The sequence below is a fragment of the Lysinibacillus sp. DFXJR4 genome, assembly GCF_057196045.1.
Genome location: NZ_JBXUNW010000005.1, coordinates 84,442 through 98,046 on the forward strand (window position 1 = coordinate 84,442; position 13,605 = coordinate 98,046).

Here is a 13,605-nt window from a genome sequence, read left to right on the forward strand (position 1 = left end):
TTTCTTGGTAATTAAATCATCCTTCTCTTTTTTACGTTGTTCTAAAAGGATTTACAACGCTAAGTGAAAAATCTTCTAAAACGACGCTTTGGTAATTATTTTAAATTCAAATATTTCCCTTTTTCGTCGATAAAATCACAAAGATAAAAAAGGTGGTTAGAAAATGATAGGGAAAGTTGGACAAACACAAAGTAATTTTATTGAAAATGCGCATCAGAGAAATACGACAAAAAATACAACATTGCCAACTACTAAAACAGACGAATTTATTCGTTCTTCAGGTAAAGGGGATTTGTGGGGCTATTCGATGAAGGAAGTAAAAAGTCCTTTAGTAAGGAGCTATTCAGCATTTAGTTCCATTTCCGCACCAGATTGGAGTAGGATTCCTACAAAAGGCGGGCGAACGTTATCAAATGAAGAGATGCTCGAACAAATCAAAAGCGTAGCACAGCGTGAAGCCATGATGAGGTATTCAAACAACTATGAACAATCTGATCGTATAGAGCGAATGAAAGACTATTTATCTATACAATATATTTCTGATGTTTCACCAGACCGAAAATCCTTGTACAAACAAGCAGAAAAAGAGCTGCAAAAAGCAAAAGAAGAACAACCGACATATCCAATAAACTTTACACTCGTCGATATATTGTCTGGTTTGGATGAGGTCAAAGGTTTTAATAGCAAATACGGAAATATTACAACTGCTTATACGACAGGTTATGGAGAAGAATATGAACTGAATATTGGCGGTCAGCGTGTGATGGGCACTTCAAGAGGCATTTGGAGGTATTATCCAACCCCTCTAGAAGAAATGAAGAGGGAGGAATTTTGCAAAATATATAATATGGAAATGGAGCATTCAAAAAAATATTAGAAAAGCAATAAAAAGATATATATAGTTCAAGAATCAAATAGACCAGGCGCTCATAAAAATGTGAACTGCACTTCGTCAAGTAGACAATGGAAATAATAAAAAATGTATTAAGTGGCTTGATTCCTGAATTCTAAAGGGCTCAAGCCGTTTAATCTTTTCTGCTAGTGATAGTGATTATAGAAATGAATATAGTCATCTATCGCTACTTTTAACTCTTCATATGAATCGTACCTATGTAGATAATACTTCTCACATTTCAATGTGCCCCAAAATGCTTCAATCGGTCCGTTATCAATACATCGACCTACACGTGACATAATTTGTACCAGTTTTGCTTTATCGATGATTCGCTTAAATCCGTGTGATGTATATTGAAAGTCTCGATCGCTATGAATTAATGGCTGCTCACTTTCTTTTAATGAACGAATCGCTAATTTTATCGTGTTAAATTTTTAGGCTGCTCTTGCTTGATGTGATAGTGATATGTTGCTTCTGGAATATCGACTTGTTTAATGATGTCTTTTAATCGGAACCCTTCTTCTTTGAGTTCAAAGGCGATTGCTGCTTGTGCTTTTCGAGGAAGGCATCCAGGTTCTCTCGAAAAGCCTTCAACTTTTTTAAATACGTAATCTCTAGACGAAGTAGTTCATTTTCACGTTCTAACGGCTCCTCACGAGACATTGTTTTTTCTGCTTTTGTCACTGTAGCTTTTGATTTTTAAGACATAGAGGGCCTTCCTTTCGCATGTTTTCAGGCCTTTTACTCCTTCTTTTAAAAACTTACTGTTCCAAGTTACGATTAAACTAGGATCATTCATGTTAAATAGTATTCCTGTATCTTGGTAAGAAGCACCTGTTTGTTTCATAAACCATTTCATTTGAATTGAACAGGATATTTTTCATGCTTTGTTTTCCGTTGTAAACCTTCTTCTCCAAAAGCTTTATAAGCCCTAACCTAATGTTTGATTGGGGTTGGAGATGGAATACCGTATTTTTGCGCTAATAATAAGTATCCCAAATTCCCTTTTAAATACTCTTGAACAATCTTTAATTTAAAACCTTAGCTATTACGCCATACAAAAACACCCCAAAAGTTAGATTTATTACTCTAACTTTTGGGGTGCAGCACCGTGATGGGTGATCTTTTTTCTTCCGTTTTTATAACTTGTCGTGGAAAAGGCGTTTATACGGTTTTTCTTTATAAGACGAAATAGCAGTAGGAACTGTTGGATAGAGGAAGAAACGTATGGTGCTTTCGCACATTGAAGTTCCACTTTATGCCTAAAAAACATGGCTTTTCACAAAATGTTCAATGAAAGCGTTTTGAAATTGAACAGTTTGTGAAGGGCTTCACATAAGGCTTTATTTTTACAAAAATCAGCGTAAAATAAGAATCAGGTAAGGCAATGATAAAAATAGTTTACAGGAAGTATCACATTGTTCGGTGATTGTTAAATACAAAAAAACAAGTTTGAAGGGAGAATTTTTTATGTGGGTCATTACAGTATTTGATAAAAAAGATGTTCGAATTTTTGAATACACAAACAAAAGTGAGGCTACACAAGCATTGGCTAAATTCAAAAAAAATGCCGTTTTAACATATACAAAATAAATTTGAGAGGGCAACCCTTTTCGACGCTATAGCGTACGAGAAGGGTTGTTTTTTGCTACGATTGAACAAGAATTGAAATCGCACTATAGACCAATAAAAGAGCCATAATGATATTAAAGGGTTGCCGATATTGATGAAGCATTTTTTGGAAAGCTGAACCAAATAGAGCCCAGCTACTTGTACTGAGGATGCCAACGATTCCTAAAAATACAGCGAAAAGAAAAAAGCTAAAATATGAAGAATAATAAGGGAGGATATAGGTTGCTACTACAGTAATGCCAAACAATATCCCTTTAGGATTTATAAACTGTAATAAAATACCTACTAAAAATAAATGACTGTTGTTGCTGCTTTCTTTTTCAAGATCATTAGCTTTGCTTGTTACTATTTTAAAGGCTAAATACAACATATAGCCAACCCCAAATAGGGTCAAGGGTAACTTTATAAAAGGCATAATATTTGTCAGGGCAATATTAAAAAAGCTACATAAACCAATCAGCATAAAAAAGCCCGCACCGACTCCGAGAGAAAAGGGAATCGTTTTTGTAAAACCTTGTTTATTGGCAAATAGCATGGCCATAAAGTTATTAGGACCTGGGGTAAAACTTGTAATGACAACGAAAGTTAAAAAAGAAAATAATGGCACTGTAGTCCCTCCTATTTGATAGTATGTTATAATGTTCAAAATAAACAATATAACGTTCGTACTTTTTATTATATAAAATGTACGTTATATTGTACATGTTAAAGGGGTGATTAAAGATAGAAGAAATTCATCTTGTGTTTGCAAAAAATTTAAAAGCTATTCGAGAGAAGGAAAAGCTAAGCCTAGAGAAAGTTTCACAGCTTTGTGGAGTAAGTAAGACGATGATAGGGCAAATTGAACGAGGGGAATCGAGCCCAACGCTCACAACCATTTGGAAGATTGCAAATGGTCTAAAGGTATCATTTACGACACTTATTAATCAACCACAACCCGAAACAGAGGTAATTTTACTAGAGGATGTACAAGTATTAACGGGGGATAAAGGAAGGTATAGGGTATATCCTTATTTTCCTTTTCAGGAGAAGAGCCGCTTTGAAATTTATACTGTGGAGATTGACCAGCAGGGAAAATTAATTGCCGAGGTACATCGAGATGGGACAGAAGAATTTATCACGGTTTTTGATGGGGAACTAGCATTGACGATCAATGACAAGCAATACACCTTAAAAACTGGTGACTCTATTCGATTTAAAGCAGATCTGCCACATTCCTATTTTAATCCGAGTCAGTCTTTAACACGATTAAGTATGACAATCTATTATCCTATATAAACAAACCGTATGAGCGAATCTAAAAAGCTCATACGGTTTCTTTGTTGTAGATTATAAAATGCTGCCTAATCGTTTAATGCCTTCACGAATAATTTCAGGGGTTGCATTTGTATAATTAAGACGCATTGTACTTACTCCCGTTTTTGCTGTATAGAATGGGTCACCAGGGACAAATGCTACTTTTTGCTCCATTGCTTTGTGGAAGACATCAAGAGCTGATGCACCATTGTTCATCGTAGCCCAAATAAACATACCACCCTCAGGTCTTGTATACTCCACATGTGCCGGGAAGAACTCTTGCATCGCATCTAGCATTGCTTCAGCTTGATTTTTATATAATGTTATAATTTTCTGAACATGCTCAGTATAATCATTGTTTGCTAGATAGTCATAAATTACATATTGAGCAAAAATATTTGTGTGTAGATCAGTTGCTTGCTTTGCTGTTTCAATATGTTGCATGAGCTCTTTATTCTTTGTAATGATAAAGCCTAGACGCATTCCTGGTGTAATCGTTTTAGAGAAAGAACCAAGTAAAATGCTGTTCTCTAATTTGCCTGCACCGATGTATGGCAGTGGCTCGCCCTGAAAACGCAATTCTCCATATGGATCATCCTCAATTAACGCCACATCATATTTTGAGATGATGTCGCAAATCTGCCGACGTTTTTCTTTAGAATACGTTAGCCCTGTTGGATTTTGGAAATTTGGAACTGTATAAATAAATTTTACATTTGGCTGTTGTAGGGCTTTCTCTAATTCTTCTAAATTAAGACCATCATTTTCGAGAGTTACACCATAAAATGTTGGCTCACTTAAAGTAAAGGCTTGTATGGCTCCTAAATAACCAGGCTCTTCAATAACGATGCCGTCTCCTTTGTTGATCAATACCTTTCCAATTAATTCTAGAGCTTGCTGTGAACCTGTAGTAATAAAGACATCATCAGCGTGAACATCTAATCCATGTAGTCGTTGGTATTTTGCAGCAATGTACTCACGTAATGGTGCGTATCCCTGAGTAGAAGAATATTGGAATAATCGACTACCATTTTCTGTGATGGCATGGTCGACAGATGCTCTTAACGCATCGATCGGGAAAGAGATTGGGTTAGGAAGCCCCCCTGCAAAGGAAATAACGTCCTCTGCGTCTGTAACTTTCAAGATGTTGCGGATGAATGAAGAAGGTGTTTTTAAGATTTTTTCTGAATATTGCATAATTAATCGTTCCTTTTTTCTGATTTTTTAAAAATTATAGCATTGAAATCATATGCATACAATATTATCATTGTATGCAAGACAATTAAAATATTGTATGCAAAAGTGACGAGAAAAGGAGCATAGAGAATGCCAGTAAATTCATTTGAAGAGTATCCAATGAGCTGGAGACCAAATATCAGCAATATTTCGGCTCCATTATATATAGCCATAGCTGAACAGCTTGAACAAGATATAAAGGACGGGAAGCTCTTGCCTGGGACAAAGCTACCCCCGCAACGGGAATTAGCTGACTTTTTAGATGTTAATTTAAGTACAATCACAAGAGCTTTTAAACTTTGTGGTCAAAAGGGGCTCATCTATGCTTCGATTGGAAGTGGAACATTTGTGTCCTCCGATGCCGCAACCAATAAAATTTTATTACCCACTAGTCATTCCCCACATATGATTGAAATGGGCTCTGTTCTGCCAGATAACTATGTAAATGAAGACATTACTCGTTATATGAAAAAGATGATGAGTGATTCTAATTTTAATAACCTTTTTCAATATGGACGTCTTGAAGGAAATGTGTGGCAAAATGAGGCAGCATTAAAGCTTTTAGAAAAAGTCAATTTCCAAACGGATCAGCCTATTTTGCTTGGGGCTGGAGGACAAAATGCGATTGTCGCAACATTAGCTGCATTGTTCCAAGCAGGAGATAGAATTGGCACAGACCCTATCACCTATGCTGGGATAAAAACAGCTGCCAATATGTTAGGCATCCAACTAGTAGCAATACAGCAAAGGGATGGTGAAATAACCAGAGAGGGGCTATTATATGCCTGTAAAAATGAGCATATCAAAGGTTTATATGTAATTCCAGATTTTCACAACCCAACTACTCACACAATGTCTTTAGAAACAAGGAGAATGATTGCAGAAGTAGCAAGGGATACAGGTTTAATTATTATTGAGGATGCCATCTATAGCTTTTTAAAGGAGCAGCCTCTTGCACCGATAGCTTCCTATGCACCAGAAAAAGTTATTTATATTGCTAGCTTGTCTAAAACCATATCACCTGGATTACGATTATCGTATATCGTTACACCTTCAGCACTGCGAAAAAGAATAATGGAGACGCTTTATAATATCAATATTTCCATATCACCAATGATGCTTGAGCTTGCCACAAGATTGATTCATGATGGTGTAGCAGAAACGATTTTAGAAAAACACAAGTTGTATGCAAAGCAACAAAATGCATTGGTTAATCAATACCTAGGTAATTACAATATTTTAGGGGGTGAAGCATGTATTTTCAGATGGCTTATACTTCCTGATAAATTTACAGGTGTACAGTTTGAATTGCTTGCAGCAAAGGCTGGTGTACAGGTGTATGCTGCAGAGCGTTTTGCAGTGGGAAATGCGAAACCGATCAACGCAGTTCGACTAGCCATTTCTGCACCGGAGAATCAGCTTGAACAGGCACTCATTATTTTGAAGGATTTACTTGAAAGCAATGGAGATTATACATTTGTTGATTAAAGGAAAGAAGGCTTATAATAGGGCTATGTAAGGAAAAGTGGTGATAGGATGACGCATAAAGGGCGTATTATTTTTCATATAGATATGAATAGTTTTTATGCTTCAGTTGAACAGGCACATAACCCAAGCTTAAAGGGTAAGCCTATAGCGATTGCGGGGAACCCAAAAGAACGCCGTGGTATTCTTGTCACCTGCTCGTATGAGGCAAGGGCTCTCGGGATTTACACAACAATGACAGTTCATGAGGCATTGAGAAAATGTCCCGAATTATTGTTATTACCACCAGATTTTCAAAAGTATCGTGAAGCATCCAAGCAGATGTTTACCATACTACGTAGCTATACCGATTTAGTGGAGCCTGTTTCTATTGATGAGGGGTATATGGATGTAACTGAATTAAGTAAGGAGCGACATGCATTTAATATTGCCCAGGAAATACAAGATCAAATACATACAGAGCTTGATTTACCATGCTCTATTGGTATTGCACCAAATAAATTTTTGGCAAAAACAGCCTCTGATATGAAAAAACCAATGGGCATTACTGTATTACGAATTCGAGATATTGAGCAAATTCTTTGGCCTCTTGAGGTTGTTACTATGCATGGCATTGGGACTAGTACAGCCAAAAAATTAAATGCACACAGTATTTTTACAATTGGCGATTTAGCTAAAGCTGAGGAATATACGATAAAGCAAATTTTAGGAAAGAATGGTGTACGTCTCCGTGCTAGGGCGAATGGGGAGGATTCAAGAATGGTAGATCCAGATGCCATTTTTGATACAAAAAGTGTCGGCAACTCCACAACCTTACCAGAGGATGTAGTAGACATTCGGATTCTACATAAAACAATTGATGGACTTTGTCAAAAGGTTGCGGAACGATTAGATGCCAAACGTCTGGCGGGTTCAACAGTAAGTATACAAATCCGTGATGCAGATTGGCATAATCATACACGTTCAAAAACGGTATCCAATGCTATTTATCGCTTTGAAGAAATTTACCAAGTTGCCTGTGAACTCTTTGATAAGCATTGGGATGAGGCACCTGTTAGATTATTAGGAGTGACAGTGTCAAATGTTGTGGATCGTAAGGATTTTTCACAGCAGCTTTCTATTTTCAATTTTGAAGAGCATATCAAGGACGAACCTATAATAAAAATTGTTGATGAAATCGAAGCACGCTTTGGGAAGGGCATTATTAAGCGAGGGGTTGATATGGGCAAACGCTCAAGCTATCAATCACAAACGAGCTTTAGTAAAGATTTTTTAGATGATCATGAGTAGTATTGGGGGATTGGGTTATGGATTATCAAGAATATGGTAGGGAACATACCACTTTTATGATGTTTATTCATGGTGGTGGCGTTGGGGGATGGATGTGGGATAAACAAATCCAACATTTTTCCAACGTTCACTGTGTTGTGCCAGAATTAATAGGTGACGATATGCATTTTTCAATTGAAGAATGTGCCAGGAAACTTCTAAAAATAATAGAAGAAAAAGCACAAGGTAAACATGTCACAGTGGTCGGCTTTTCTTTAGGTGCACAAATTATTGTAAAAATGCTAAGTTTAAATGCTCAATTGATAGATAATGCGATTATTAACAGTGCTTTAGTTATACCTTCTCCAATTACAAAAAAGCTGATAGGACCATTCATTACATTATCTTTTCCTCTCATAAAAAATAAATCATTCGCAAAGCTACAAGCTAAAGCATTGTATATAAATCAAGAATATTTTCAGCAGTATTATCAAGATAGTTTAAAAATAAAAATAGAAACACTTACGAATATTCTGCAAGAAAATATGTCCTTTGCAATCCCTGACAACTTTTCTCAAGTTAGCTGCCAGATTTTGGTGACCGTTGGTGAAAGGGAAAAGGGAATTATGAAAAAATCTGCTAGACTGCTAGTAAATCGTAATCCCAATTGTAAGGGTGTTGTGCTATCTAATATTGGCCATGGTGTATCTTTCGCAAATCCAACATTCTTTAATCATTTTGTTGAATATTGGATGAAAGAGGGGCGCTTACCAGAAGGAAAAATTATTCATTAAAAAAGAACCTACATAACTTTTAAAGCTAGTAGATTCAGTAAAATTTTCATTATTTAAAATAGTGAGGGTATAAATCCTTATGCGCTCCTACCCAGTGCTTCATTTCAATGACCATCTCCTCATAGCTAGGGACAACAAATGAAAAATCGTTTCGAGTATTAATAAGCGTTTTATCGACGTTCAGAAGTTGACATGCATGGATGCTTGCCTGATTGTCCTTAAAGTGTTTATTGAATAGCTGCAAAAGATCGTACTTTGAAATACTCTGATTGTTAACAAGGTGATAGATGCCTGTTATTCCTTCAGATGGTGCATTCTCTATCGCCTTTGCTAGCGTAAGAGTAGTAACTCCCGTCCAAATCGCGCCAGTATAGCCGTTCATCATGTTTTGCTGTTTCATAAACCAGTTGAAGAGGCCAATACCGTCCACCTTCATATCGGGTCCAATAATAGAATTACGCAATGTTAAGTGTTTTGAATTTTCGATTTCTCCTAATCCCTTTGTACGATCATAAAAGGTTTCCCCATCACGCAGGCTATTTTCCTGATAGGGAGGCGCCTTTCCTGAAAATACGCAATCCGTGCTTAGATGAATAAGCTTCGTTTGACGATTTTCCAATAACGAAACAATGGCATGTGGTAAATAGCTATTGACATAGATGCTTTCCTTCTGATTCATCTCACAGGCATTATTAAGCATACCAATGCAATTGACGACAACATCATAGGTATCATCTAGTAAAAGTGAACGTAAAAAAATAGGATCTGTTATATCCCCGGTTCTATTTCTTCCATATGAAAAGGCAGTTCTAGAATAGGTTGTCACATCATGCCCTTGCTCACACAAATAGATGGAAATGATGTGACCTGCCATTCCAGTAGCACCAAGCACTAAATATTTCAAGGCTTTCCTCCCGTCCAATGTTGTAGTTCTTCTTGCAGAAGAGGGAGCTTTAGTAATTTTTCTTTTATTTCAGCTACTGTCAGTATTTTTGTATTATTAGAGTTATACTCATCTGATAATGTTATTTTCGGCGAGCCTTCTTCTAAATACTTTTCATAATTTAAATCGCGATTATCGGCAGGGATTCTATAAAAATTGCCCATATCAATGGCTTTTGCGGCCTCTTCCTTTGTTAATAACACCTCATACAGCTTTTCTCCATGCCGTGTTCCAATTGTTTGTATGCTATTCTGAGCTTGGAAAATTTCTAGTAACGCTTGAGCTAAATCCTCGATATAGGCTGCTGGAGATTTTTGTACCATAATATCTCCGTTCTCAGCATGATGGTAGGCGTATAAAACTAATTCTACCGCTTCATCAAGGGTCATCATAAAGCGCGTCATTTTTGGGTCTGTAATGGTTAAAGGCTTTCCGGATTTAATTTGTTCGATAAATAAAGGAATAACTGAGCCTCGTGAAGCCATGACATTCCCATATCGTGTACCGCAGATCAATGTTTGATCTTGATGAACCATTCTTGATTTAGCAATTAAGGTTTTTTCCATCATTGCCTTGGAAATGCCCATCGCATTAACAGGATAGGCAGCTTTATCCGTAGATAAGCAAATAATTTTTTGTACACCAGCTTGAATAGCAGCGGTTAATACATTATCTGTTCCTAGAATATTTGTTTTCACAGCCTCTAAAGGAAAGAATTCGCAGGAAGGAACTTGCTTAAGAGCAGCAGCATGAAAAACATAATCGACATTATACATCGCATTATGGATGCTTTGAATATCTCGGACATCCCCAATAAAAAATTTTAGGTTAGGATGCTGATAGAGCTTACGCATATCATCTTGTTTTTTCTCATCTCTAGAGAAAATACGAATTTCTTGAATGTCGGTATTTAAAAACTTTTTTAATACAGCATTGCCAAAAGAGCCAGTGCCCCCAGTGATTAACAGAGTTTTATCTTTAAACATTGTTTTGACTGTCACACCTCCTCAATCAATTTTGAAAATGCTGTTATTTTAAGCCTCTTCGGTGTAAATCATATTCAGAATTTTCTCTCGGAAAGTTATACCAATAGGCTAATTCATTTGTATATTTGCTTGTGGGGTTTTTATCCATTAAAGCACAGTTAAAATCCCAATCCCCAGCAATATCTTTTCTTATAGTAAATTTCGCATCACCTATTAAACTTCTTCGAATAATTTTAAATTGCCCAGGTAATGTATAACGATTGGAGTCATCTTTTATGAATGCATAACCAGCCTTTGTTAGCATGTTGTAATAATAAATATCATATTGACCATCTACCTGTGCTAACACATTGCTTATAGCTGGCAAATAATGATCATCACTATCGATGATGGCAATATAATCGCCCGTAGCCTCTTCAATACAGCGGTTGTAAGCTACACTCGCTCCTAGATTACATGGATGGGCAATAATTTTTAAAGCAGGACAGCCTTTTTGATAGTCTTTTAATAGTGCTAATGTATGATCTGTAGAGCCGTCATCACAAACGATAATTTCATAGGCATATTCTTTTGGGATACTGTCAAGCATTGTTACAATCCACTCCGCGCTATTATAGGCAGGGGATAAGAAGCTAATATTCATGGAAACCCTCAATTCTTTTGGATTTGTACTTTACTGGTTTTTTGCAAGGATGCTATTGTAAAGGATTCTTTATTACAATATGCACTGTAAAGAGTTACTTCATAGGCAATTGCTTACATTAATAAGAGAGAGAATATAAAAATGAGTGGCCTATTTGCTAGAGGCGCTGTTATTCATTTTCCTGAGCCTACTAATCTGTTCACATTCATAATGACTAGTTCATAAAGTAGGGGGAGCACGCCATTTAAGGGGGATAGTATGTCGAAGAAAATTGCTTTTATTTGTAGCGTGGAATCCTACAAGCTTTCTGATGCACATATTTTCAAAGATCTTTGTCTTGTTCCAATTTTATTAGGGGAATACCTAGGCTATGATGTTACAATTTTAACGACTGAAATAAATGAAGCCTTGTTGAAAGAGACCTTTCCAACTGTAACCTTTCAGCACATTCCTTTTGAAGATGATTATGTGGCAAATATGAATAACTATTTAAAGGAGCATGCCGAGGAAATTGATATTGTTTTTGCTATAGGTCCGTATCCTTCTTATTTATCTATCTTAAAAACCTATAAAAATTGTCATCCAAATGGCAAGATTTACATGAAATTAGATGTGAATCGTTTTTGGCTAAATCGATTAAAAACCTATCCATATTTTCCAGAATTGCTTCAGCTTTGCGATGTTCTTTCCTCGGAATGTGAAGCCATTCAAAAATCTATCATTGAGTTTTTGAATTTGGATATTAAGCATGTAACAAATGGTTATTATGAGTTGTTCCAAACAGAGCCTGTTTTGTTTACTGAGAAGAGAAATAGGATACTGATGGTAGGTCGATTGGATGCTCCTGAGAAACAGACTCTGTTAGCCGTTAAAGCATTTTTAGCCGCAAAACTCTCAGATTGGGAGCTGCGCTTAGTGGGTCCAATGTCAGAGGATTTTAAGCAGGAAATACGAAATCTTACGGATGGAAGCCCAATAGGAAGTAAAGTAATTATGATAGGACCTATTTATGATAAAGAACAATTAGAAATGGAGTACAGGCGGGCTAAAATATTTTGTTTAACCTCTCTCGTGGAGTGCTATGCACACGTGTTTGCAGAGGCAGCCAAAAACGGCTGTTACATCGTGACGACCGATGTTGATGGTGCCGCTGATATTACCCATCATCAACGATTTGGTATGATTCTCCCAACACATGATTGGGAAAGTGTAGCACAAACATTAAAGCAAGTAACAAAGCAGGAGCAATTACTAGCAGATACATGTGAGCAGCTCCAAGCGTTTGCAAGAACAGAATTAAATTGGAAGCATATAGTGAAAAAAGTTGCTGAATATTTACAGGAAAAGCCCCTTTAATGTGAGACTTGCTCGAGTTAGTGGAGAATTCTTTTCTTTATCCCATAATTTCCTTTATAATGAGAGCTAGATTCATATTTTTTGACAATCATGGGTAGACATAAGGGGAGAGTAGCATGGACATATTTCAAGCAACTATGAATGAATTAGAAGAGGTAGCAATGCTTTTTGATGAATACCGCCAATTCTATGGGATTGAATCAGATCAAAGCAGTACAAAGGCATTTTTACAATTACGAATGGCCTTAAAGGAATCCGTTATTTTTATGGCTGTAGAGAATGACAAGGCAGTTGGATTTACGCAATTATATCCTACTTTTTCTTCCATTGCTTTACAGCGTGCATATATTTTAAATGATATATATGTGAAGGAAGATGCAAGGGGCCAAGGGGTGGGCACAGCATTAATGCAAAAGGTATTTCAATATTGTGAGCAGCAATCCGCTCGTTATGTCACACTTCAAACAGCCGCGGATAATATTAATGCACGGAAGCTATACGAAAATCTTCATATGAAACAAGATCAATATTGTAATTACGTAAAATATTTTGATTAAGAAAAAAGCATCTCGTCATGTTACGGACGAAGATGCTTTTATTTAAGTATAAGAAAAACGCTAAGATCGGAGAGAAGAAAGCTCGGCTTCTCTCAAGCCACGCTTGGGTGAGGAGGCAAAAAGCACAGGTACCCAACAGACTCGCTCAGGTGAAAAGTCAAAGAGCTCGGCTTCCTTCAAAATTCGCTCAGGTGAAAAGCCAAAGAGCTCGGTTTCCCTCAAAATTCGCTCAGGTGGAAAGCCAAAGAGCTCAGCTTCTCTCAAAATTCGCTCAGGTGAGAAGTCAAAGAGCTCGGCTTCTCTCAAAATACGCTCAGGTAGAAAGCCAAAGAGCTCAGCTTCTCTCAAAATTCGCTCAGGCGAGAAGTCAAAGAGCTCAGCTTCCCTCAAAATACGCTCAGGTGAAAAGCCAAAGAGCTCGGCTTCTCTCAAAATACGCTCAGGTGAAAAGCCAAAGAGCTCGGCTTCTCTCAAAATACGCTCAGGTGTGAAGTCAAAGAGCTCGGCTTCCCT

Annotated in this window: 15 protein-coding genes and 1 pseudogene; 8 read left to right on the top strand and 8 right to left on the bottom strand. The window is 36.9% G+C overall.

Annotation, left to right across the window (positions count from 1 at the left end; translation table 11 throughout):
- The first annotated feature begins 163 nt into the window (after positions 1 to 163).
- On the top strand, positions 164 to 877 hold the full coding sequence (locus tag AC2CGN_RS13060; protein ID WP_484514256.1) for a hypothetical protein: 714 nt from the start codon (positions 164 to 166) through the stop codon (positions 875 to 877).
- Between the two features lie 161 nt (positions 878 to 1,038).
- On the opposite strand, the pseudogene AC2CGN_RS13065 reads toward AC2CGN_RS13060, so the two are convergent.
- Positions 1,039 to 1,326, bottom strand: a pseudogene (locus AC2CGN_RS13065) (transposase); the annotation flags it as partial.
- 73 nt (positions 1,327 to 1,399) lie between these two features.
- Positions 1,400 to 1,579, bottom strand: a complete 180-nt coding sequence (locus tag AC2CGN_RS13070; RefSeq protein WP_484514258.1) for a hypothetical protein — start codon at positions 1,577 to 1,579, stop codon at positions 1,400 to 1,402.
- A gap of 786 nt (positions 1,580 to 2,365) precedes the next feature.
- Between AC2CGN_RS13070 and AC2CGN_RS13075 the strand changes: the two genes are divergently transcribed.
- The gene (locus AC2CGN_RS13075; RefSeq protein ID WP_283868523.1) at positions 2,366 to 2,488 is read left to right on the top strand and encodes a hypothetical protein; all 123 of its coding nucleotides are present in this window, start codon (positions 2,366 to 2,368) and stop codon (positions 2,486 to 2,488) included.
- A gap of 55 nt (positions 2,489 to 2,543) precedes the next feature.
- On the opposite strand, the gene AC2CGN_RS13080 is transcribed toward AC2CGN_RS13075, so the two are convergent.
- The gene (locus AC2CGN_RS13080; protein ID WP_484514259.1) at positions 2,544 to 3,134 is read right to left on the bottom strand and encodes a LysE family transporter; all 591 of its coding nucleotides are present in this window, start codon (positions 3,132 to 3,134) and stop codon (positions 2,544 to 2,546) included.
- 116 nt (positions 3,135 to 3,250) lie between these two features.
- Here AC2CGN_RS13080 and AC2CGN_RS13085 point away from each other — a divergent pair, with 116 nt between their 5' ends.
- Positions 3,251 to 3,805 carry a helix-turn-helix domain-containing protein gene (locus AC2CGN_RS13085; RefSeq protein WP_484514461.1) on the top strand — a complete coding sequence of 185 codons (555 nt, stop codon included), beginning with the start codon at positions 3,251 to 3,253 and terminating at the stop codon, positions 3,803 to 3,805.
- 51 nt (positions 3,806 to 3,856) lie between these two features.
- On the opposite strand, the gene AC2CGN_RS13090 is transcribed toward AC2CGN_RS13085, so the two are convergent.
- The gene (locus tag AC2CGN_RS13090; RefSeq protein ID WP_484514261.1) at positions 3,857 to 5,020 is read right to left on the bottom strand and encodes an aminotransferase-like domain-containing protein; all 1,164 of its coding nucleotides are present in this window, start codon (positions 5,018 to 5,020) and stop codon (positions 3,857 to 3,859) included.
- 129 nt (positions 5,021 to 5,149) lie between these two features.
- On the opposite strand from AC2CGN_RS13090, the gene AC2CGN_RS13095 reads away from it, so the two are divergent.
- The 3 genes from AC2CGN_RS13095 to AC2CGN_RS13105 are packed head-to-tail and all read left to right on the top strand — an operon-like array spanning position 5,150 to position 8,607.
- On the top strand, positions 5,150 to 6,547 hold the full coding sequence (locus AC2CGN_RS13095) for an aminotransferase-like domain-containing protein (protein WP_484514263.1): 1,398 nt from the start codon (positions 5,150 to 5,152) through the stop codon (positions 6,545 to 6,547).
- A 48-nt stretch (positions 6,548 to 6,595) separates the two neighbouring features.
- The gene (locus AC2CGN_RS13100; RefSeq protein ID WP_484514265.1) at positions 6,596 to 7,834 is read left to right on the top strand and encodes a DNA polymerase IV; all 1,239 of its coding nucleotides are present in this window, start codon (positions 6,596 to 6,598) and stop codon (positions 7,832 to 7,834) included.
- Positions 7,835 to 7,851: 17 nt separating this feature from the next.
- Entirely contained in the window at positions 7,852 to 8,607 is a 756-nt protein-coding gene (locus AC2CGN_RS13105; RefSeq protein ID WP_484514267.1) for an alpha/beta fold hydrolase, read from the top strand.
- Positions 8,608 to 8,656: 49 nt separating this feature from the next.
- Here the strand turns inward: AC2CGN_RS13105 and AC2CGN_RS13110 are convergent, their stop codons facing one another.
- Genes AC2CGN_RS13110 through AC2CGN_RS13120 form a run of 3 tightly spaced genes read right to left on the bottom strand, consistent with a single transcriptional unit; the run spans position 8,657 to position 11,179 of the window.
- Positions 8,657 to 9,511, bottom strand: a complete 855-nt coding sequence (locus tag AC2CGN_RS13110) for an SDR family oxidoreductase (RefSeq protein ID WP_429982212.1) — start codon at positions 9,509 to 9,511, stop codon at positions 8,657 to 8,659.
- On the bottom strand, positions 9,508 to 10,536 hold the full coding sequence (locus tag AC2CGN_RS13115) for a polysaccharide biosynthesis protein (protein ID WP_429983992.1): 1,029 nt from the start codon (positions 10,534 to 10,536) through the stop codon (positions 9,508 to 9,510). Before AC2CGN_RS13115 ends, AC2CGN_RS13110 begins: the two co-directional genes overlap by 4 nt.
- 43 nt (positions 10,537 to 10,579) lie before the next feature.
- A complete protein-coding gene (locus AC2CGN_RS13120; protein ID WP_429982211.1) occupies positions 10,580 to 11,179 on the bottom strand; it encodes a glycosyltransferase family 2 protein in 600 nt (199 codons plus the stop codon).
- Between the two features lie 258 nt (positions 11,180 to 11,437).
- Between AC2CGN_RS13120 and AC2CGN_RS13125 the strand changes: the two genes are divergently transcribed.
- Together AC2CGN_RS13125 and AC2CGN_RS13130 are read left to right on the top strand one after the other, a co-directional pair.
- Entirely contained in the window at positions 11,438 to 12,535 is a 1,098-nt protein-coding gene (locus AC2CGN_RS13125; protein WP_484514269.1) for a glycosyltransferase family 4 protein, read from the top strand.
- Positions 12,536 to 12,651: 116 nt separating this feature from the next.
- On the top strand, positions 12,652 to 13,092 hold the full coding sequence (locus tag AC2CGN_RS13130) for a GNAT family N-acetyltransferase (RefSeq protein WP_313373218.1): 441 nt from the start codon (positions 12,652 to 12,654) through the stop codon (positions 13,090 to 13,092).
- A gap of 60 nt (positions 13,093 to 13,152) precedes the next feature.
- Here the strand turns inward: AC2CGN_RS13130 and AC2CGN_RS13135 are convergent.
- On the bottom strand, positions 13,153 to 13,605 hold a 453-nt coding region (locus AC2CGN_RS13135), incomplete at its 5' end, for a hypothetical protein (RefSeq protein WP_484514271.1).

Coding starts and splice junctions, on each gene's coding strand:
- AC2CGN_RS13060 (WP_484514256.1), top strand. CDS start 164: ATGATAGGGAAAGTTGGACAAACACAAAGTAATTTTATTGAAAATGCG.
- AC2CGN_RS13075 (WP_283868523.1), top strand. CDS start 2,366: ATGTGGGTCATTACAGTATTTGATAAAAAAGATGTTCGAATTTTTGAA.
- AC2CGN_RS13090 (WP_484514261.1), bottom strand. CDS start 5,020: ATGCAATATTCAGAAAAAATCTTAAAAACACCTTCTTCATTCATCCGC.
- AC2CGN_RS13095 (WP_484514263.1), top strand. CDS start 5,150: ATGCCAGTAAATTCATTTGAAGAGTATCCAATGAGCTGGAGACCAAAT.
- AC2CGN_RS13100 (WP_484514265.1), top strand. CDS start 6,596: ATGACGCATAAAGGGCGTATTATTTTTCATATAGATATGAATAGTTTT.
- AC2CGN_RS13105 (WP_484514267.1), top strand. CDS start 7,852: ATGGATTATCAAGAATATGGTAGGGAACATACCACTTTTATGATGTTT.
- AC2CGN_RS13115 (WP_429983992.1), bottom strand. CDS start 10,536: ATGTTTAAAGATAAAACTCTGTTAATCACTGGGGGCACTGGCTCTTTT.
- AC2CGN_RS13120 (WP_429982211.1), bottom strand. CDS start 11,179: ATGAATATTAGCTTCTTATCCCCTGCCTATAATAGCGCGGAGTGGATT.
- AC2CGN_RS13125 (WP_484514269.1), top strand. CDS start 11,438: ATGTCGAAGAAAATTGCTTTTATTTGTAGCGTGGAATCCTACAAGCTT.
- AC2CGN_RS13130 (WP_313373218.1), top strand. CDS start 12,652: ATGGACATATTTCAAGCAACTATGAATGAATTAGAAGAGGTAGCAATG.